We start from the raw sequence: 21,543 nt of genomic DNA, 5'->3' as shown, positions 1-21,543 counted from the left end.
TTTTGTTAGTTGACAAATTTGTACGTAAATATTCGGGGAGTAATTCTCTCCTAATTTACGAGTTAAATCTCTCGATATCCCTACCCTAATGAACCTGTCAGCTTTTATCCAGGGCTTGCTTTGCTTTTAACAGCACTTTTAAATAGCTTAATTGACTATTCCAAGCTGAACGTGGAAGTAGTGGGATTTTCTCTAATTCTTGAGATGGTAATGACTCAAAGTCAGTTTTGTTCTCTGAAATTGTGGTAATTTCTGAATTTTCTGCCATGATTTATTATCTGACGATAGAGTAATAAAATTCGGGTTCTTGTTGCCAACTTTCTGACCACTGAATGCTGTCAGCAGTAAAGTGTAATCGGTCGTTTGCTGGCAATAAAGTATCTGTAGACTCAACAATTAGCTCAAATTCGCCATTATCAAATGGCAATCCTTGGGCCTTTACTTTAGGAACTACACGCTCTCTCATACCTTGTTTGGCATGAACAAGAGCGCGATGATGACAGTAAGGATTATTACCTCTCTTATCAAAGAAAACATGGGCAGTCCAACTGCAACCCCCACGACAAAGTTCAGCATATTCGCAGGTTTTACAGAAACCCCACAGGTGTTTTGTGCCTTCAGGTGTTCCTGCTCCTAGATTGAAGCGTAATTCTTCTGCACCTTCGATAATATTATGTAAGGTCTGTTCTCGAATATTACCACCTGTATAGGCAGTAGTCGGCAGTGAGGGACAACCTTTAATCGCTCCATCAGCTTCAATTCCCAAAGTTGAGAGTCCTGCTCCGCAACCTTGCCAAAATGAGAAGTCATGCTCCTTTCCCCGTCCCCGCAACAGTCGTTCATAAGGGCCGTAGTAACCAATGTTATTTCCCGCCTGAAGTTGCACACCTTCTTGGTAAGCACGACGCGCCACACGGGCAAGCATGGGGTAAATATCTAACAGTTCATGAGGTTGGAGGAGGATATCTGCGTTATCGGCTGCATTCCCCATTGGTACAGTTAGCTGAACTTGCCAAGCACGGGCACCAGCATCACGAATGCACTCATAGATGCACGGAAACTCTGGCGCTGACAGGCGGTTAATTTGGGTGTTGCAACCAAAAGAAATACCCACTTCTCGCAGATGACTCATGGTTTTAAATGCATATTTCCAAGAGCCTTTCTTTCCCCGCAGGCGGTCATGAGTTGCTTCCAAGCCATCAATAGAAACAGAAACAGTGCGAATTCCTGCTTCCTTCATTTTTTGGGCGGTTTCTAACGAAATGCCATAGCCGCCCGTAGTCATACCACATAACATTCCCGCCTCGTTGATAGCTTTGGCAATTTCCAGCCAGTCTGGACGCAGAAAAGCTTCACCACCAATGAGAGTCACTTCTTTAATTCCAACTTCTGCCATCTGCTTGACGAGATTCAAAGCTTCCTCTGGGGAAAGTTCTTTGGCACGCTCATGTCCTGCACGGGAACCACAGTGACTACAAGCTAGATTGCACTTTAAGGTAATTTCCCAAACTGCGTAGCTTTTGCGGTGATATGTCATAGATTAACTCTCAATCTCAACCCTCAAAATAAACTAACGCATTCTATTTTTTCATCGTTTTATCGGGTTATTGTACTTCTGTTTGACTAACAATTACTCCATATAACGCTTGTACAGGTGGATCTATTGCTTTGCAAGGAAGTGGCCATGGCTTGGGATGTGGTTTAGGAATCCATTTACATTTAACTGGTGGTTTTCCACTTTCTTCGGGAGGTAGGGCTACAACACCATACAATGGCTGCAAGACTTGTTCTTTGGTGTTTGTAAGCCCGCCAAAGGCTCCCAGTAATTCCTCTTCACTGAGGTCGTCAAACTGACCTAATTCTTTTAATTCCAATATTTTAATGGAGGCTGTTTCAAATTCTTCTTGAGAAAAGTTATAGCCACCTTCTTCTATTACTTTTATGACTTCATCAATCTTTTCACTCATTAATTGGGAGTAAAAAGTTTCGTCTTTAACTATTCTGATTATGAACTCTTTAACTTTCTCGAAAATTGTTAATGACATAATTTTTGCTGTGTTGTTATAGTGATTGTATTTTTTGTTTAAGTTTAGATTGATGGCAATTGGCGATCGCGTGAAATAATCACGTCTAGCCAGAAAATTTTAGTGAGTCCACTTGTGTAACTTCTTGTTGCTGGGTTTGGTAAATCTCTCCTAATTTGATATTGGCTTCCTGGTGTTGGGGATTGAACTCCAAAGCTTTTTGATAGCAAGCGATCGCCTTTTCTAACTCCCCTTGTTCTTGCAGTATCATCCCCAAGTTATAATGGGCTTCTACTAAATCAGGCTGTATTGCGATCGCAGCTCGATAGTAAACAACAGCAGTTTGCCAATCAGCTGCTTGTTGGCGGGCAATGCCCATCTGATGATTCAATTGAGCATAATAGGCTTGTTTCTCTGTCGAAAGCTTCCCTTGGGCAAAAAGCGCATTCCCTAAATTGATTTTCGCTTCTATGCAGTTGGGCTGAAATTCCAGAGCTTTTTGATAGGATGCGATCGCTTCCTCCCACTTATCTTGTTGTTGCAAGGTGTAGCCCAAATTGTTGTAAATTGTCCCTGCATCTGGTCGCAAAGCAATAGCTTTTCGGTAAGCTGCTTCAGCTTCTGGTAACTGTCCTTGACCTTGAAGCAAATTGCCTAAACTAAACCAAATTTTCACAGAGTTAGGCTGAACTTGCGAAGCTGCACTCAAATGCTTCTCGGCTTCCTGCAACTCACCTTTCTGCTGTGCTAGCATCCCTAAACCGTATAATGCTTCTGAATAGTCTGGTTGTTTTTCTATCACCTGACGATATAGCTGTTCGGCTGTGTCTAGGCGATTGGCTCGATGATCTTGAAGTGCAAGTTGAAAGAGTTCAGCAACTTCTTGAGCATTAAATTGTCTTGGTTTATTAACCAGCTGCAAAATAAAATCTTCCAGCGCTCTGACTGGCTTTAAATCGCCATATAATTTATGTTTATTTTCTGCAACTTGCTGGGAAATATATTGCCGATATTTAGCATCTTTCCCTAGACGGATGGCAATTTGGACGTATTCTGATTTATTTGAAGCGATCGTCTCTTCTATATCCATCATCTGCAAAATTGCCAGAGAATGCCGCGATCGCATCAACTCTCCTGGTAAAGTGACAACCGGAATATTATGAGCAACAGATTCGAGCGTGGAGTTACATCCAGACCAACCAATACTATCTAAGAAGACATCTGCTAAAGCTGTAGTCCCAGCAAACTTCCTGTCATTGAGGAAAGACAAAAACAAACAGTGATTTTGATAATCTAACCCTAATGCTGCAAAAGCATGGTTTAAGCGCTGGCAAAATCTTTCTGTTATTTCTTCGCTTTTGCTTTTAATAAATATAAACTTAGAATTTTCTAATTCTTTAGCAATAGAAGGAAAAACATCATCATGATTTGGCAAATATTTATATAATGACTGACAACACCAGAAGAAAATATCATCTTCTTTTAAACCTATATCTGGTTTCTTAATTTCTTCGGGTTGAATTGCTAAAGGTATGTAATGAATAGATAGATTAGGTAATCTAACTAATTTTTCTGTATAATGTTCTTGAGCATTTTCTGGTTCCATTAAGTCACTGCTCAAGTAATAGTCAATTGTCGGTAGTCCACTAGTCTCAGGGTGTCCCCAAGATGTCATTTGAATTGGCGCTAATCTCAGACAACCCAGTTTTAGCGTCATTGGATCCATCCCAAATTCTGGGAAAATCAGGATATGTAATTTATCTTTTGTTATTACCTCACACCATTGTTCAGTTGAGCGAACACCTTGGACAAATTTATCAAAAGCCTTGGTGGCAGTCATTGTTGAGTAATCTGTTCTGTCGTCGGTGTAATAGCCAAATAATTCAAACTCACTTCGATCTATATTTTCTACCCAACCTTTAATAGGGATTTTCCAATTAGAATGACTAGATAAAAACCCAGAAACAATACCAATACGAACCTTTTGATTTTTATCTAAATTTGGCATCACAAGCGGCTGGCAATCTTGGGGATAGCGACTCGACATAATCTGGAAAATCATTTCCCCATACGTTCGCTGTAAATCTCGGTCATTTAAGCCTTGATATGTTAAATAAAAAGGTTGAAATGCTCCCACAGCCTCAAATGCTTTTGCCCGTTCTTCCTGATTAGTTAATTCATAATATTTAGCTAAACTTTGCAAATACTGTTGATACTGATTTCGTCTGAATGCAATTTCATCAACATTAGAATAGATAACTGGTAGTTGGCTCATACAAGCACCAAATTTAGCCAGATCATAGTTTGGTGTCACTTTGACGGCTTGCTCAAATGCCTGGACTGCCGCTTCTATTTGGTTATCATCTCTCAATGCTGTTCCCAAATTGCAATATATGTAATCAATATCAGGTCGAATTTTAATAGCTTTTTGATAGGATTCTATAGCGGCATCAAATTTATTTTGTGACCTGAGAATATTTCCCAAATTGTTATAGGTGATTGCAAAATCAGGTTGAATGCTTAAAGTTTTTTCGTAAACTTCTATTGCTTCTGCAAATTTTCCTTTTTCCTGGAAAAGATACCCTAAGTTGTGATAGGCGTAATGATAGTCTGGTTTAATTTTTAGTGCTTGTTGGTAAGAATCAATGGCATCATTGAATCGTCCTTGTTTTTGGAGTACCTCTCCTAAATTAGTATAAGCTGATACCATATCTGGCTGTAATGCAATAGCTTGGCGATAATATAATTCTGCTATCTTGAAATCGCCTGCCTGTTGCTTACCTAAAGCAAACTGCTCATTCAACTCTGCGTAGTAGACTTGTTTTTCTGGTGACAGCTTGCCTTGAATGTGGAGAATATTATTGATATTGATTTGTACTTCTATCCTGTCAGGGAGAATTTCTAGTGCTTTTTTATAACAGGCGATCGCTTCTTCTAGCTTACCCTGTTGTTGCAGACTAAACGCCAAGCTGTTATGTATTTCCCCTACTTCTGGTTGTAATTGCAAGGCTGCTTGAAAAAATTGTTCTGCATTTTGATATTGTTCCCGTTGCTGCGCCAGCAGACCTAATCCATATAATGCTTCTGACTGCTGGGGATCTGCATCTATAATTTGACGATAAATCTCTTCGGCTTGGCTAAAGCGCTTGGTTTGGTGATATTGACTTGCGAGTTGGAGAGCATCAGGAATTGTGGTCACGTCGCTTTGCTCCAAATTCAAAATTAACAATCCCCATAAATAAACTTAGGAACTTGTATCCTTTTATTTATGGGTCAGAATTTATACAATGATTAATTTTATTTAATATGTCTTTTGTTCTTATCTCTGTAAAGAATTCAAGCTTTTGAAACTTATAACTGATATCGATTGATATCATGTCTGCTTGATTACTTCCTAAACTTAATTAACAGGAATTTTACTCTTCTCTACCTTTCGAGAGTCTAAAAGAAGCTTAAACCTACAGTAAAGTGTTCCTCTTATGACTATTAGCCCAGAGTTTTAATTCAGGGCGGATAAACAACACACACTTAAAACTGGGTTGAGGATTAAATTTACAAAGTTTTATTGCAAAAACAGTTATTTAAGACCAAAGGATGTATTTTGGGTAAAAGCTGAAGGCTCAAATGAGCTAAAGAGCCTTCGGCAATTTATCAATATACTAAGCTTTCGAGCCTAACTCTACTTACAGAAGTTAATACTTTTGTAAGTAGAATTTAATTATTACTACTTGTTACGAAGAAGTTTGAGCATAGCTTGATGACGAAGCAGTAGCACTATTAGGAGTGGTGGTGGCGTTAGTAAAGGTTACAGCTATATTGTTGACGCCGCCAGTTGCTTTAGCATCTGCATCTGCTTGTGCAATGCTGTTGTAGTATTTGATTGTAGGCCTGTTGGTATGCGTACCACCACCAATAATTTCTTCAGAGGTAATTTCCAAGTAGTTCAGATCAGAAATGATCATTTTATTTCTCCTAAAATTTGTAACTGTTGTTGAGAATATTTTGTCTAACCAACTTGTTTCGTTTGGCTATACATCTAATATACTTTATTCTTCAAAAAAGTCAATGCTTTTTTGAAGAATTTATGATTAAAAAAACTAATATATTTATATTTAAAAATCATTTTATATAGTCCTATTTAAATTCAGAAAGAATTGCATAATAAATTTAAGCAGAAATTAAAATTATTGCTACCTATCAAGAGTTATAACGATTTAACTTAATTTTTAATTAATGCAAAATAGCACTTTGCCGATATATTCACAAAACACTAAAAAAGAAAAGCTATTAAGTTTTGAAGTAAATAAAACCTGCATCTGCAACATTTTTGAAGACTAAAGAAATCTCCCTTGATTTAGGGTAGATATTTAGTAACAAAAACATTTGAAAATTCCTAAATTATTTAGTTTTGGTGAATAACATATCTATTATTTCCTGTTTTGAACTGTCTGAGTCTATTTGAGTAACTATTTTCATCGTGGTGATTTGTTGCTTTAACCAATCAGAAAAGGATTCTGTAATAATTTTTTGGCGCAATTGTTCATCTAATTGGGGTTGAATGACTTCTTCCACCCAAATTAAATACACTCCCTTGGGAGTCGTTATCGGTTTGAGAGCTTCTGGTGGTGCAGCAGCAAAGACAGCGGCTGCAATCTCTGGACGAAAATCTTTGCGGTATCGGAGTCCTTTGTATCCATAAGCACGACGGGCTTCTGGTTCTGAGATATATAGACGAGCAATATCTGGAAAATTGATTTCGCCTTCTTCTAGGGCATAAAAAAGCTCTAAAGCCAAGTCTCGATCCTCGAAGACAACTTCGTAGGTAACGGCGGCGATATAATCTAGCTGATGTTCATAAAAGTGCTTTTCCAGTTGATTAGAAAATAGATGATTCGCTAACTTCTGCAAAAGGACATTGTTGTAGGCTAATTTATCAAACTGATCTACAGACAGGTGGTGTTTTTCTAGCCATGCCCAGGTGTCTTTAGCTTTGACAAGTTTCTTGGCGAACCGTAAGTTATCTCCTTCTTGCTGTACTTCTTCTGGGGTAACTGTAATTCTTGCCGCTTGAGCTGCTTCGGCAATAATACTTTGCGATGCGATCGCTTCCACAACAGCAGGTATCTGACAGGAGAGTTTTAGACTGTGAATGATATCTGAGGTGGAAATGTTCAGATTGTGGGGCATAACACGATATCTCCAATATATTAAGCGGATTGGGGATTGGGCAGGGGCATTGATTATTCCTCCAATCTCCCTTGTCCTATTTCCTGATTCCAGTGAGATACCTTTAACTACATCTCCAAACCACCCTTTTTCAGTTTCTTGAACGGATCTAGAACAAAGTCAATTACTCGCCGTTGACGAATGATGACTTCAGCATTTGCTGTCTGACCGGCACCTAATCGAATACGTTTGTTGCCACTTTGGACATACTGCTGGTCTAAGTTGATTTCTAATTCATAGGTTTCGATATTGCCTTGGGGTGTTTGGCTAACTTTCGAGTCAGGCGAGATCCAAGTAACTTTCCCTTGCACGATGCCATACTCTTGGAAAGGATAGGCATCAAACTTAACTTTTACTGGCATTCCGACCTTCAAGAAACCGCTATCTTGATTAGGCATATTTGCTCTGAGTACGAAGTCTGTTTTCGTGGGTGCAATTTGGGCAATCCTTTGACCGACTTGTACCACTGCTCCTGCCTTAGTGGTGGGTAATTCAAAAATCACCCCATTAATCGGCGATCGCACCACACGCTGCTGAATTTGCAATCTTATAGATATAAGCTGGCTTTTAGTCTGAGCGATTTCTGATTGCGTTGCTGTTATTTGTGCCTGTATATCTTTTAACTGCTCCTGATTTTTCATTACAGCTAGTTCTCCGGCTTGCGTAGCACTTTTAGAGCTACTTTGTTCTTCTTGCAGTCGGAGTTTTGCTTGTTTAATATCAGACTCCAACGTTTTGATCGTTACTTGATAACTATTTAGCTCTTGGGCTAAACGCAATTGAGCTTGTTTAATATCTGATAGAGACTTGTTATAAACTCGTTGGCTTTCTTGCTCTTGTTTTTTGCTTTCCTCTAATTGGATTTCAGCAACTACCTTCTTGTCAACAAGTTGGCTATAACGTTCAGTTTGCTTAGAATTTATACTCAAAAGTTTTTTAGCCGATTCCCAATCGTCACGACTGGTGGAAATTTGCTCCTCTGCTTGTTTAACTAATGATTGCTTTTCTAACTTTTGCAGGTTATAACTACTCAGTTTGGTATCCAGGTTTTGCTGCACCTGATTAAGTTGAGCCAATTTTTCTAATTCTTGGGATTTATTTTGTTGTTCTAAAAGACTCGTTGACATTAAAAGTTGGTTTTTCAGCAGTTCCAGTTGGGATTGCCGATTTTGTAGCCCTTGCAATTTGCTCTGGACTTGTTGCAGTTCCGTTTGTAGTAAATCAGCATCTAATTCCAGTAAAACCTGGCCGGCTCTAACTGTATCTCCTTCTTTGACCGTAACTGCTTTGACACTCCCACCAGCTTGAGCGTCTAATTTTTGAGTTGCGCCTTTAGGTTCTATACGCCCTCTAGCGCTACCAGTTTCATCTACTTTTGAAAGAATTGCCCAAGGTAAGAACAGACCAGCAAAGCCGATGAGCGCATACAACAAACCACGAGTCCAAATTCGAGGTAAGGCATCGAGTAGTTTTTCTGTACCGTAGTACAAATCTTGACTTTCATTTTCTGCCTCTGTCTGCTCGTCAAACTCTACCGATTCCTCTTGCTGTTTGTAACCTTGATATTCATCTTGCTCATTTTGGGGAAGTGGGGACGATCTATTGGGATGTGGCATGGTTTTATTTCCGATAACAGTAGATGGGGGGTGGGGGAGAAATCAATTCAAAATTCAAAACTTGTACTGAGCGGCGTCGAAGTATTCAAAATTCAAAATTGTTCGTGTAGAGTCTCGTAAAGAAGAAAAAGACTGCCCAATGCCCCATCAACTAACTTGAGACATCTGTTGTTGATTCAGGTAGTAATAATGACCTTTTTTAGCAATTAATTCGTCATGGGTACCGCTTTCTACCAAAATACCTTGATCTAAAACCAAGATTAAGTCCGCGTTGCGGACTGTAGAGAGGCGATGGGCAATAATTACACTTGTGCGTCCTTTAAGAATTGTTTTGAGGTTGTTTTGAATAATCCGTTCTGATTCTGAATCTAGGTGACTAGTGGCTTCATCAAACAGTAATAACCGAGGATTTCCGAGCAAAGCACGAGCAATAGCTAGGCGTTGGCGCTGTCCACCAGAGAGCATTCCGCCGCTTTCACCAATTTCGGATTCGTAACCCAGCGGTAATTTTTGAATAAATTCATCGGCTCCAGCATATTTTGCTGCTTGGATAATTTCTTCTGAAGAAGCATTTGCATTAGCGATCGCAATATTTTCCCGAACAGTCCCACCAAACAGAAAAGTATCTTGGTCTACAACGCCGATTTGGGAACGGAGCGATCGCATAGATACACTGGTGATATCGTTATCATCAATGAGTATTTTGCCATCTGTCGGTGGGTATAAACCTAAAATCAATTTACTGAGAGTTGTTTTTCCAGAACCGCTACGCCCTACGACTGCAACCATCTGTTCTGGCTGAATTTCAAAGTTGAGATTTTCTAATACGTTAGTGTCACTTTCTGAGTGATAACGAAAGGTAACATTCTGAAAACAAATGTTACCGCGGAGTTTACCTAACGATTTGCGGGGTTTTGTTGCTAAGTCTTCTTCTGGTTCCGCCTCCAACACATCATTAATGCGCTCAGTGGAAATCACGATTTCCTGTAATTCATTCCACAGCAAAGCCAGCCGCTGGAAAGGACTCAAGACGTTACCCACCAACATATTGAAAGCAACTAATTGTCCAATAGTTAGTTCGCCATTAATTACCTGCGTTGCTCCATACCACAGCAATGAAGTATTTACAAAGGTGTGGATGACGCCACTGATAATTTGCAAACGATTGTCAATTATTTGAGCATTAAAGTCTTTTTTAATTAAATCATTCAGCAGTTCCTCCCAACGCCAACGCACTGTCTGTTCAATTGCTAATGAGCGGACGGTACGAATTCCGCTTAGGGATTCTATGAGATAGCTTTGTTCTTTGGTAGCTGCATTAAAAATATCTCTGGAGATGCGGCGCAAAATACTTGTGCTGGCCAGCGCCAAGATAAAAAATGGCGGTACAGTACACAGCACGAATAATGCCATCCGCCAGCTATAGGAGAACATCAAAGCCAGATAAACCACTAATGTCAGCATATCCAACACAATCGAGAGTGTCTGACCAGTAAGGAAATGCTGAATTTTCTGGCTTTCTTGGATGCGCGAGATTATATCCCCAACGAAACGCGACTCGAAATAAGCAAGGGGTAAACGGAAGGTATGTTTGATGAAGCCTACGAGTAAGGCGATACTAATGCGGTTAGCAGTGTGAAATAAAAGATATTGCCGTACACCGTTGACAGCAACACCAAACAACCCAAAAACAATCATTCCCAAACCAATGGCGTTTAAGGTTGGAACACTACGTTGCACAAGTACTCTGTCGAGCAACAACTGGGTAAATACTGGCGTTACTAACCCAAATAATTGAATTACTATCGAAGCTATGAAAATTTCTAGCAGTGTTCGATAGTGAGGTTTGACTAACTCAAAAAATTTCCAGAAGCTTCTACTTTCGTCCTTAGCACTTTTTAGTAGAGCTGTCGGTTGCAGTAACAATGCATAACCAGTCCAACCCGCTTGAAATTCAGCTTTTGTCAGACTGCATTGACCAAGAGCCGGGTCACATATAATCACTCGCTTTTTGGTGATTTCATAAACAACAATAAAGTGTTTACCTTCCCAGTGAGCAATTGCAGGTAAAGGTTGTTCTGCTAATTTATCAAGAGTAGCTTTCACTGGACGGGTGGCAAAACCCAGGTATTCTGCTGTTGCTGCCATCGCCTTTAGGGATGCACCGTTGCGAGTCACATTAGTCATATCCCGTAGGCGATTGATACTAAAATGTTTGCCCCAATAGTTACCAATCATCACCAAGCAAGCAGAGCCACAATCAGCTGCACTTTGTTGGGCATAGAAGGGATAGCTCTTGGTGATACGTTTCCACCAATGCCCCATTTGTACTTTCGGACTGGGAAAGTAAAAACGTGATTTTTTTGTTGGCTGTTGTTGTGACTGCTTCTCTCTTTGAGGAAAAGGAATAATTTTAGATTTTGGAGATTGGGAAGTTTTTTCTCTAGTACCCAGTCCCCAACGATGCACTGAGCCGGCCGTTGTGTCCTCAGTCTCTGATTCCGTTTCGCTGACGCTCATGGCAAAAGCCCACTCCCCCAACTCTGGGAAATATTCTAATGCTGTTTGCATCTGGTCATTTTTCAGAATGTAAGCAATCGTTGGTTGCGTTGTTTGCCAATCTCCTTGTTTTGGTTGAGCAAAGATTGTACCTGGTGTCAAAGAATGGCCTTCAGAATGCCGCAGTTGACCTTTGTACAATAACCACAACTGTGAATCTTGGGATATTTGTGGACTTACAGAGTCAGTTTCTAACTGGTGTCGCTCAAACAAAGATAAGGCTTTGAGCATTCCTGAAACTTGTGATGTATGGCGTGGGAATTGTGATACTTGACGACATAACAATAACAAATCCCAAAGTTCTGCACGGGCGAATAGGCGATCGCAGATGTTAGGATACTTGTCTATCAACCTTTGCAATGCTTCTTGCCTGAAATAGCCAAGTTTTAAGCTTGTCGAAGCTCTAACTACATAAGGACTAAAGTTAGCTTCGGGAAACAAAGTCAATTCACCAAAAACAGACCATGCACCAAAGGTAGTAATTAAGTTCTCAGAGCTATCTAACAGTCGGACTTTACCTGTAAGAATAATGTATATACCAGGATTCGTCTGTGCAGATTGCCAGAATTGCTTTGCCGATGGTGGCTCCACAATTTCCATTTCTGCCAAGAAGTTCTCTAATTCTTTTTCTGAAAGTTTTGTATCCAAAGTGTACAAAAGTCTTTCACCCACATGTTGCTCAGAAAGCACTGGTGGCATTTTCTAATCTCCAAAAAAAATTTAGTTATCAGTCGGAATCCAATTCAAAAGTTCATTAAAAATATTATTTAATCCCGTATTTTCACCGAGGAAACTCTAAGCTTTATTAGAGTAAAGTTAGAAAGAAATAGCATGGTAGCAAAGCATCTATCTTTTATATACAAGGTATTTTTATTGGATGGGACAACCCACTGGTTGCAGCCAGTTATTGATGTGGCAATAACTAGTGTAAATGTCAAAATATCGAGTTAGAGCTTTGTTTACTTAACATTTAGCTTCAAGAGCAACTAACTGCATTAACATACTCCACACAAATAAATATGGATAGCTCACTTTGGCAATCAGCGGCAGTTGTAAGTGATGATTAAGAGGAATTATTTTCGGATCATAATTTTGCTATATGCAGCAATAGCTATGCAAAGTATTTCTTTTTTCAATCACAAACTATTGAAGTTTTTTCTAGTACGGGACAATGTTCTGGCTGAAAGTTAGCTTTCATGCTCTTGAACAAGACTTGACTCGGAAGAATTCTTAAAAGAATGTTTTCAGACATTCCTAACTTTTTAACAGTCTTGACTTAAATGGTGTGACATAATTGTAGTTATAAATTGCATTGAGTCGTAAATTATGGGAAAACGTAATTCATTGCAGTTGTGTGATCAAAGCCTGACAGCAAAAAAACCACAAGTACAAATCTGACTAACCTTGTAATGTTAATCAGAAATTTACACATATGCAATTAGCGCCTGGCATATTCCCCTAGTGCTTTGTGAGTCTTGGGGATAGTCTTCGGTATAGCTTCATTTTTATCGTGCAACCCGGAACAAAAAAGGATTTTGAGTAGGTTACAGGAAACAGAAGACTATAAAAACTATAAAGCTATAAAAGCACATTGTAATTTTTGTTTGAGTAGTATTTTACCAATTAAGCCAAACTCCACTTAAACAAATATTGCTTCAGCTTGCTTGGAGATTCCAGAATGGATCTTTTCCCAGCCCTGCCTAGTATCTTTAAGGGAGTATCTAGCAAGTTATTTAACGTTTGTATTATACCTCCTATAGTGTAATAAATGCAAGTGACTAAAAGAGACTTGCGAACATCATATTTACATACAAACATGATATTTACATAATTAGTTTACACTCCTTAGCTCTTAAATTTAGATATTTTAGGAGTTTTTTAATGTAAATTTTCTGACAAGTCACCTAATAGATGATTTTTAACAAAAAAAATATATTTTACAACCATTTATACATTAAATCTTTAAATAGCTAGGCGGCATAACATGATGGTAGTCATAACGGTGACTATTGTTTGCTTAAAGGTTATATTTAAGTTGTTTGAATTAGCTGTGAGGTAAAACACATTAATGTTGTGATCAAGCACACACACTAGTTAACTACCCCAATCTTAGCATTTTTCCCATCAAGGGTATAGCAGCAATACATATTACAGCTTGATAGAAATTGAGAAATAACCATCATGTTTAAATGAGTCTATAGTTCAAAAAAAGACAATAAGTCGCAAATTCGTCTTTTAAAACCTAAAATTGCGATCCGATCAAGTAAAGTAATAAATGGATAAATTTAATGGTGGTTATAGAGCCAGTGCCCTAACGAAAGTGTGACACCATAGATTTGGTTAAATATCGGAAATCACCCATAGCGGTTCTCAATCAGATGAGGTATATCCTCAAACTTAAAAAATTTATATATGAAGTCCAGTTATACCTCATTAACAGAGGAACCGCTATAAAAACAATGAGTATCACCTTGGTTGCGACGGCAATGCCGTTGCTGCATATTTATCCATTGGAAAATCTACTTGATGAGAAAATTATCCCTCTGTGATATCGGGATCTTCATATTACTCTCACCAGAGAATATTCAAACACTTGTTTATCTGTGCTTGGTTGCAAACAAGGATTTTTTAGCTTTGCCGATCGAGCAGGGCTTTGAAAAAGACTCAAGGTCAGCATCTTAGTTTTCTCTCCTCAATAAACATCAGCCGATGCGCTTTTACAGCAATTTTCAGGGATTTAGATTACAAGTGAGATGGGGTAGGGAGTAGGGAGTGGGGAGTAGAGAGTAGTGTAGTTCAATTACTTGAAAAGTGCTGTAAGTTGCATAGTTCAAATCGCTACAAAGACGCAAGACATACGGAGATTTAATTTGAATGACGATTAGCTTAAAAGACCAGTAGGGAATTTAGTTCCTAAGTTGTGGGGCGATCGCTAAATTCTCTGCTTGGCTTGCTCTATGACAGTAGTTTGTGTCATACTTACAGAAATCACTAATTACTAAATCTCGGTCGATTTTAAGTAGTATTTTCGGGATCGCTATAAGTAATACAGTTAGGGCAATGAAGATTGGGGATTCAGAGAGACCGCCGTCGTGCGAAAAGTTGATGTGCCTGCAAACTTGAGATGCTTCCATATTGAAAAACATCTCTGGTTTAGTAGTACAGTGAATTGCGAAGGAGTATTTATGTCACAGTTGGAGCAAGCAGTGCCAGACACCTTTGTAGCCAAAGGCTTAGAAACTCTCCCCAATATTTTTGACCGAGTTGAGGCTTTGGCCAAAGATTTTGCCACCCGTGCAGGGGCACACGATAGAGATGCTTCTTTTCCCTTCGAGAATTTTACAGCTTTGCATGAGGCAGGATTGCTCAACCTCACCATTCCACGTGAATTCGGTGGCCAGGATTTGGGATTGGCAACTATCTGCCGGGTGATTGAAGGGATAGCGCGTGGCGATGCTTCGACCGCATTAGTACTGACAATGCACTATCTTCAACATGCTCATGCAGCCCATAGCCGTCGCTGGCATCCAGAAGTATATAAGCGGCTGTGTCGTGAATCAATTGAAGGCATTGCTCTGCTGAATGCTGCCCGTGTTGAACCGGAGTTAGGAACGCCAGCTAGAGGTGGATTGCCTGCGACAATTGCCGAACGAACAACAGAGGGCTGGCGTTTAACAGGACATAAGCAATACACCACAGGCAGTCCTATCCTCAGCTATTTTGTTGTTTGGGCACGGACAACTGAAGATGAACCACAAGTTGGGAATTTTCTAGTTCCGCGCGATTTGCCAGGTTTGCGAATTGTCGAAACCTGGGATCACTTGGGGATGAGAGCTACAGGCAGCCACGATCTCATTTTAGAGAATGTATTAATTCCCTCAGAGTATGCTCTAAATATCAACCCCATATCTGCTGCGCCATCTTTTGATCTGCTAATTTCCACTTGGGGCAGTTTGACAGTGAGTGCCTTATATCTCGGTGTTGCTAGTAGTGCTAGAGACTGGCTTGCTAAATATCTTTGGGAGCGATCGCCTTCTAATCTCCAAGAGCCACTAGCAACTTTGCCACGCTTCCAAACTGCCGTGGGTGAGATAGAAGCACTGCTATTTGCTAATAATAGATTGATTTATAGTTTGGCTCAAGATATTGACAAGGGTGAGTATAAGCCTAACGTAGGATTACAGGCACAAGCTGTTAAATATCTCACCACAACCAACTCAATTCGTGCTGTAGAGATTGCCTTAGAACTGACTGGTAATCCTGGTTTGTTAAAAAGAAATCCTTTAGAGCGTCACTACCGTGACGTTTTGTGCAGCCGTATACATACACCGCAAAATGATGTTATTTGCCGATCTTTAGGGAAGTCAGTGCTGAAAATCAAGTGATTGGGGAGTGGGTAAAAGTTCTACCAATCTCAATACCCAAGCCTTGATACCCAAACCCTATCTTTTAACCATGCTTTATTCTACTCAAAATTATGTTTCATAAACATTTTCACAAGTAAAAAGTTGATGAAAATAGGCAACCTCGGCATTTCATGAGTCAAATAGTTTGAAATTGGCATAACAAATACACCTGTACAACTGAGAAGCGGTATAGTAGGGTATTTATCACCTACTTTAACAAAGCCAAATCAGAATTTAATTTTAACTTTAACTTAGTGTGATTCGGATCAATGCCGATTTGAAGGAAAATTCAAAAGTCACAATTTAGGAGTCAGAATCAGGACGCTCACGAACTCGCTAATACTACGCTATCAGTCGGAGATTCAGACCCACTAAATTTTCAATTTAGTGGGGGTGCAAAAACGCCGATTATTCATCCGCCAGTCGTACAGAATACCCAACTGAATTCTGACTCCTGATTCCTGAATTCTGTTCGATAAATTTCTCTTCAATTTTTTGTTACTACTTCCTGATCTTTATGCAGTCACATCCGAAATTATTCGGGAGAGAGTTGTAGTCTCTTACGAAGAGTTACAGGGTTAAAACAATGAACGCACTTACTTTAAAGTGGAACGAAGCAGGTAAACAAAATACTAAGCAAATTGACGATCAACAGCTAGAAAATAATTGTGGTACTTTCCGTATCGGCCGCGACCCAAACCGATGCAACATGGTTTTGAATAGTTCTACTGTATCATCTTTGCACATTGAAATATATTTTAATACCCAAATACAACGCTTTTGCATTAGAAATTTACGAGGCGCACAAAACCCCGTTCTTGTAAATGGAATTCAACTGGTTCAAGATGAAGAATTTACCTTAAATAAGGGCAGTATTATTGCTCTAGGAAATCAGAAAATCAAAATTGCTGATCTTTCTGTCTCTGCAAATACCAGCATTGATCCTACTATTTTACCAATGCAGCAAACCAAAAGCATAGATCCTACTACAAATAAAAGTAAGGAAACTAAATCTTGGCAAGAGACAACATTCGTACCAATAGTAGTAGCACTTTTAAGTGTAGCAGGTACTTGGTTTGTTTCTCAAATGAATACACATACAGAAGAAAAAAAGATAGAAGCCGAAAAAAACAAACTAAACTTAGAATTAAGAGCTAAAAAACAAGAAACTGATGAAGAGAGATTTTATAAACATCAAGATAAAGTTCGAGAAATCTTGATAAAAAATAAAAACCAATATAATAAAATAACTCTAAAAAACAAGTGTTTAACACCTGTAAATGTTGCAGCTAGCTTCACTGCTTTAGATGGTATATCAGAAACTAGAGGCTGGAATATAATTCCTCCTACTGAAGATATAACTCCTGCATATTTTACAGACGGAGAAGTAATATTTTTATATGCTAATACTATTAAAAATAATAAAACTTATGTGTTGCAAGGAGGAGACTTTTCGATTAAAAAGCTCATTGGGCACCAGCAGCAGTTTAATTATATTGCCGATACTTTTTATCGCTTAGGAACAAACAAGGTGCAATCGGTTAATTTTTACCAAGTTAAGTTTGATCGGAAAAACAAAGATGGTTCTACAACTAAAATCTTTCGTTGTGATGGAGACACTTTACAGTTAAACTAGAGGTAGTAAAAATCAAACTGAAATGCTTGCAAAAAAGTTGTGTAAAGTGCAGTCGTTCTATACAATGTCCGTTTAATTGACCATAAAATCGCTAGATTACACAGAATTATGGGCATACAACCGGATATGATATCGTAAGTTGATTTTAAGTAGAGACCTTGCATTGCAAGGTCTCTAACAGTATTAGTATCCAGCTTGTTTATCTACAACATTCTGCAAGGGCTGACCGTTTTGGTAGCGTTGAAGATTATCGATAAATAGTTGTGCTATGCGCTCTCTCAGGCGTGGCGACAAGGCTGAACAATGGGGTGTGATAAAAGCGTTCGGTAGCGACCATAAAGGACTTTCTGGCGGCAGAGGTTCGGTTGCAACAGTGTCTAATCCAGCACCCGCAATCCAGCCCTCACGTAGTGCGGTAAGCAATGCGGCTTCATCTACGATCGCACCACGAGCGATGTTAATTAGGTAAGCAGACTGACGCATAGACCGCAATGCAGCTTCATCGATTGAGCCTTTAGTTTCTGGGGTTAATGGTGTGGCAATAACTACATAGTCTGCGGCTGGGAGGAGCGTTTGCCACTCATCAGCACCGACAACTTTGTCAAAATTCGGTAGGGGTTCGGGATGGCGGCGACTACCCCAAACTGTAACTCCAAAGGCTTTGGCACGAGATGCGATGGCTTGACCGATATTTCCTGTGCCGAGAATTAATAAAGTCGCGTCTGCCAACTCTTCGAGAAATACTCCTCTTACCCAAGTATGTTCATTCTGCAAAGTTTGTAATTTCCGCAGATTCTTAGCGTGATAGAGCATAAATGCCAGTACAAATTCCGAAATTGGAATTGCATGAACCCCCGCACCATTGGTGAGGATAATGTCCTTTTGCAAAAAAGTTGGCGTGAGGATGTGATTTACGCCAGCGCTTGGTGACTGTTGCCAACGCAGTGTGGGTGCTGCTGTCAGTACTTTGTCAAGAGTAGAGGTTTTCAGGTAAAATCCATTGACATAAATCTCTGCATCACTGGCATCACCATCAAGATTACCTTCACTATCCACCTCCACGACATCTATATTAGATGGTAGGTGTGGCTTTATATCTGCAATGAGATGATCGGGTAAAATTAATTTCACAATTTGCTACTCCCTAATTCCATTTTGGATTGTGCAACCCAATCGGCAGCACCTCTTCATTTTTAATTTTTAATCATTTAGTATCCTGCTTTTTTATCTACTACATTTCGTAAAGGCTGACCAGCTTGGTAACGCTTTAGATTGTCGATAAATAGAGCTATTGAACGCTGTTGGCTTTTAGGTGAATGACCGGAAGTATGAGGTGTGATAAAGATGTTAGGAAGTGACCACAAAGGACTTTCTGGTGGTAACGGTTCGGAGTTAACTGTGTCTAACGCTGCACCTGCAATCCAACCTTCTTTGAGCGCTTTTATTAATGCCGATTCATCGATTACGCCACCGCGAGCAATATTAATTAGGTAGGCATGATTTGGGAGCGATCGCAATACAGATTCATCAATAAATTCTTTTGTTTCTGGAGTTAGGGGTGTTGCAATAACTACATAATCAACTCCTGGTAGGAGCGATCGCCATTCATCAGCACCCACTACTTTATCAAAATTTGGTAGCTCTTGGGGATGACGGCGACTGCCAATAATTCTTAAGCCGAAGGGTTTAGCACGTGCGGCAATTTCTTGACCAATACCACCAGCGCCAATAATTAGCAAGGTCGCATCTGTCAACTCTTGGATGGCAAAGCCTCTTTTCCAGTGACGTTCTGCTTGTAAAGCATATAATTCTGGCAGGTGTTTGGCATGAGCCAGTATATAAGTAATTACAAATTCTGCGATCGGAATTCCATGCACTCCCGCCCCATTTGTGAGAATAATATCTCTTTGCAAATAAGTTGGTGTCAGAATGTGATTCACCCCTGCATTTGGTGCATGATGCCAATGCAGTGCAGGTGCTGCTTCTAGTACTTTATGCAGCGTCAGACTTCTGGATAAAAACCAACTGAAATAAACTTCAGCATCGCTAGCATCGCCGTCTAAATTTCCTTCAATATCTACGCTGACAACTTCTGTATCAGGCGGTAAATGAGGCTTAATATCAGCAATGAGATCGAGCGGTAAAATCAGCTTCATTGTAGATTACCTCTTCTTTCTTTACAGGGCTATTTTTAAAAATTGTCTCTGGTTGATTAAACAAATTAAATGTCTTTTTTCTTAGTCTAAATCATGATATTTAGTAGAAATTAAAATTTTTTTATTTAACCTGTAAACGCATAAACTCCAGATCAAAATATTGATGATTAGATTTATATGCCATTTCCTTTATTCCATATATTTCAAATCCCAATAATAAATAAAGTTGTTTTGCTGAAAAATTACTTTTAACAATATCAAGTAATAATAGTTCTACCTCGTTAATAGCTTTTGCTTTTTCAATTAATTCATTTAATAATAATTTACCTATACCTTTTCTTCGATATTCTTGTTGAACATACATACTACTAATATATGCTTTATGCCTGAGTTTTATTCTTAATTCTTGGTGAAATGCAACTATTCCAATTAACTTTTTATCCTCAAAGCAGCCCAAAATAAAGTTATTATTATTTTCTGGTATTCTATCCCGAAATTGTTCTGTCATCTTAACTTTTTCTTCAGAATACGATGTGCCAAATGAATCTGGATTTTTATATAAAGCTTCTAATCTGATCTGTCTATAATCTTCTGCATCATGCTTTGTTAATTTTTTAACTATCATTAAATTAAATATAAATAATAGATATTGATGTTTATTTCAAATAAAGCTATGTATCTTCATTATTTAGTATGCTAAATCGGTTTCATAAAAAGCATGAAATCCATGCTAGGCATCAATAGCAGTTGTTATTACTAGTATTTTATACTTATGCGCGAAATTTAGGCTTCTAACCTAGATTTTAAAGTCAAGTTCTGATACTTAGCTAAAAATTCAACATAACAGGTACGGAAGATCCAAAGCTATATAAGTTAACAATTATTATGTTTTACTTTGTCTAGTTTGTGAATATAGAAAAAATCACCCAGAACCGCAGAGAGGAGAGTTATTTTAAGTATTCATAAATAATTTTCGATTTCTATAGCTGCTTTTTAAGAGGAAGTTTTAATCTCGAAGTAGCCTATTTTACCGCAGCTACCTCAAGCATGATATTAATCAACTAATGAAAGCTAAATCTTAACTACTCAACTGCAACAATTGATTAGTTGGCTGAGTACCTTCATGGCTCATTACTCGCTTGAGAATTGCTTCTCTGACATTGACAAACACTTCGCTACTTCGATCTCGGGGGCGTGAAAGTTTCACAGGCAAATCCAGAGTAACCTGTCCTTCTTCAATCAGTATCACTCGGTCTGCCAACGCCACAGCCTCTTCTACATCGTGAGTAACTAAAAATGCAGTAAATCTTCGTTCTTGCCATAAGTTTTCAATCAAACCCTGCATCTCTAATCGAGTTAGAGCATCCAATGCTCCTAAAGGTTCATCTAGCAACAACAAACGGGGCTGACTGACTAAGGCTCTCGCCAATGATACCCGTTGCCGTTGTCCTCCAGACAAAACAGAAGGCCACTCATCAGCCCGATCTTTGAGTCCGACTTTATTGAGTGCCCACAAAGCTTTTTCATGCCAATTACCTTCTAAGCCCAACCCCACATTCTGAACAACGCGCTTCCACGGCAGCAAACGAGAATCTTGAAACATCATTGTTACGAAGCGGCTGAGTTTATGCAGTGGTTCTCCATCCAGCAGTATTCCACCTGAAGTTGCTCTATCTAATCCTGACACCAGACGCAATAAGGTACTCTTACCACAACCACTTCGTCCGACAATAGCGACAAACTCACCTGCTTCAACTTCTAAATTTAACGAGTTTAAAACATTTTTCTTACCAAAAGCTTTCGTCAAATCCAAAATACTTAGTTGTGTACCCTGTACATTTGAACTCACTTGCAAAATCTCCTTTTTAAGAACAACTGGAATTTAATTATTTGATGAGACGTTCAAGAAAGCAAACCACA

Annotated in this window: 14 protein-coding genes; 2 read left to right on the top strand and 12 right to left on the bottom strand. The window is 39.1% G+C overall.

Annotation, left to right across the window (positions count from 1 at the left end; genetic code table 11):
• Positions 1-97: 97 nt before the first annotated feature.
• The 8 genes from V7K60_RS14990 to V7K60_RS14955 all read right to left on the bottom strand — a co-directional run bounded on the left by V7K60_RS14990 (position 98) and on the right by V7K60_RS14955 (position 12,124).
• Positions 98-268, bottom strand: coding sequence for a hypothetical protein (locus tag V7K60_RS14990; protein WP_334926668.1), 171 nt, complete (start codon positions 266-268; stop codon positions 98-100).
• Between the two features lie 6 nt (positions 269-274).
• The gene (locus tag V7K60_RS14985) at positions 275-1,537 is read right to left on the bottom strand and encodes a nif11-class peptide radical SAM maturase 3 (RefSeq protein ID WP_334926667.1); all 1,263 of its coding nucleotides are present in this window, start codon (positions 1,535-1,537) and stop codon (positions 275-277) included.
• Positions 1,538-1,604: 67 nt separating this feature from the next.
• Positions 1,605-2,045: a Nif11-like leader peptide family RiPP precursor gene (locus tag V7K60_RS14980; RefSeq protein WP_334926666.1), complete on the bottom strand. Its 441-nt coding sequence runs from the start codon at positions 2,043-2,045 to the stop codon at positions 1,605-1,607.
• Positions 2,046-2,130: 85 nt separating this feature from the next.
• On the bottom strand, positions 2,131-5,223 hold the full coding sequence (locus V7K60_RS14975) for a tetratricopeptide repeat protein (RefSeq protein ID WP_334926665.1): 3,093 nt from the start codon (positions 5,221-5,223) through the stop codon (positions 2,131-2,133).
• 532 nt (positions 5,224-5,755) lie between these two features.
• The gene (locus V7K60_RS14970) at positions 5,756-5,986 is read right to left on the bottom strand and encodes a hypothetical protein (protein ID WP_334926664.1); all 231 of its coding nucleotides are present in this window, start codon (positions 5,984-5,986) and stop codon (positions 5,756-5,758) included.
• A 436-nt stretch (positions 5,987-6,422) separates the two neighbouring features.
• Positions 6,423-7,211, bottom strand: coding sequence for a peptidylprolyl isomerase (locus V7K60_RS14965; RefSeq protein ID WP_334926663.1), 789 nt, complete (start codon positions 7,209-7,211; stop codon positions 6,423-6,425).
• Positions 7,212-7,318: 107 nt separating this feature from the next.
• Positions 7,319-8,866, bottom strand: coding sequence for an HlyD family efflux transporter periplasmic adaptor subunit (locus V7K60_RS14960; RefSeq protein WP_334926662.1), 1,548 nt, complete (start codon positions 8,864-8,866; stop codon positions 7,319-7,321).
• A 147-nt stretch (positions 8,867-9,013) separates the two neighbouring features.
• Positions 9,014-12,124, bottom strand: coding sequence for a peptidase domain-containing ABC transporter (locus tag V7K60_RS14955; RefSeq protein WP_334926661.1), 3,111 nt, complete (start codon positions 12,122-12,124; stop codon positions 9,014-9,016).
• A 2,486-nt stretch (positions 12,125-14,610) separates the two neighbouring features.
• Here V7K60_RS14955 and V7K60_RS14950 point away from each other — a divergent pair.
• Entirely contained in the window at positions 14,611-15,810 is a 1,200-nt protein-coding gene (locus V7K60_RS14950) for an acyl-CoA dehydrogenase family protein (RefSeq protein ID WP_334926660.1), read from the top strand.
• Between the two features lie 607 nt (positions 15,811-16,417).
• Positions 16,418-17,467: an FHA domain-containing protein gene (locus V7K60_RS14945; protein WP_334926659.1), complete on the top strand. Its 1,050-nt coding sequence runs from the start codon at positions 16,418-16,420 to the stop codon at positions 17,465-17,467.
• A gap of 183 nt (positions 17,468-17,650) precedes the next feature.
• Here V7K60_RS14945 and V7K60_RS14940 read toward each other — a convergent pair whose 3' ends face one another.
• From V7K60_RS14940 to V7K60_RS14925, 4 genes are all read right to left on the bottom strand, one after another.
• A complete protein-coding gene (locus tag V7K60_RS14940; protein ID WP_442944405.1) occupies positions 17,651-18,598 on the bottom strand; it encodes a D-2-hydroxyacid dehydrogenase in 948 nt (315 codons plus the stop codon).
• A gap of 77 nt (positions 18,599-18,675) precedes the next feature.
• Positions 18,676-19,623 carry a D-2-hydroxyacid dehydrogenase gene (locus V7K60_RS14935; RefSeq protein ID WP_334926658.1) on the bottom strand — a complete coding sequence of 316 codons (948 nt, stop codon included), beginning with the start codon at positions 19,621-19,623 and terminating at the stop codon, positions 18,676-18,678.
• 121 nt (positions 19,624-19,744) lie between these two features.
• Positions 19,745-20,248, bottom strand: coding sequence for a GNAT family N-acetyltransferase (locus V7K60_RS14930; RefSeq protein ID WP_334926657.1), 504 nt, complete (start codon positions 20,246-20,248; stop codon positions 19,745-19,747).
• A 453-nt stretch (positions 20,249-20,701) separates the two neighbouring features.
• Positions 20,702-21,472, bottom strand: a complete 771-nt coding sequence (locus V7K60_RS14925; RefSeq protein ID WP_334926656.1) for an ATP-binding cassette domain-containing protein — start codon at positions 21,470-21,472, stop codon at positions 20,702-20,704.
• Between the last annotated feature and the right edge of the window lie 71 nt (positions 21,473-21,543).

Source organism: Nostoc sp., from assembly GCF_036917555.1.
Lineage (GTDB): Bacteria > Cyanobacteriota > Cyanobacteriia > Cyanobacteriales > Nostocaceae > Nostoc.
The sequence above is the reverse complement of the archived record's forward strand: the minus strand, read 5'-3'. Positions and strand labels throughout refer to the sequence as shown.

Excerpts from the sequence above, each read along its gene's own strand:
- V7K60_RS14930 (WP_334926657.1), bottom strand. The coding sequence starts at position 20,248 with ATGATAGTTAAAAAATTAACAAAGCATGATGCAGAAGATTATAGACAG.
- V7K60_RS14970 (WP_334926664.1), bottom strand. The coding sequence starts at position 5,986 with ATGATCATTTCTGATCTGAACTACTTGGAAATTACCTCTGAAGAAATT.
- V7K60_RS14935 (WP_334926658.1), bottom strand. The coding sequence starts at position 19,623 with ATGAAGCTGATTTTACCGCTCGATCTCATTGCTGATATTAAGCCTCAT.
- V7K60_RS14980 (WP_334926666.1), bottom strand. The coding sequence starts at position 2,045 with ATGTCATTAACAATTTTCGAGAAAGTTAAAGAGTTCATAATCAGAATA.
- V7K60_RS14950 (WP_334926660.1), top strand. The coding sequence starts at position 14,611 with ATGTCACAGTTGGAGCAAGCAGTGCCAGACACCTTTGTAGCCAAAGGC.
- V7K60_RS14945 (WP_334926659.1), top strand. The coding sequence starts at position 16,418 with ATGAACGCACTTACTTTAAAGTGGAACGAAGCAGGTAAACAAAATACT.
- V7K60_RS14990 (WP_334926668.1), bottom strand. The coding sequence starts at position 268 with ATGGCAGAAAATTCAGAAATTACCACAATTTCAGAGAACAAAACTGAC.
- V7K60_RS14960 (WP_334926662.1), bottom strand. The coding sequence starts at position 8,866 with ATGCCACATCCCAATAGATCGTCCCCACTTCCCCAAAATGAGCAAGAT.
- V7K60_RS14955 (WP_334926661.1), bottom strand. The coding sequence starts at position 12,124 with ATGCCACCAGTGCTTTCTGAGCAACATGTGGGTGAAAGACTTTTGTAC.
- V7K60_RS14965 (WP_334926663.1), bottom strand. The coding sequence starts at position 7,211 with ATGCCCCACAATCTGAACATTTCCACCTCAGATATCATTCACAGTCTA.
- V7K60_RS14985 (WP_334926667.1), bottom strand. The coding sequence starts at position 1,537 with ATGACATATCACCGCAAAAGCTACGCAGTTTGGGAAATTACCTTAAAG.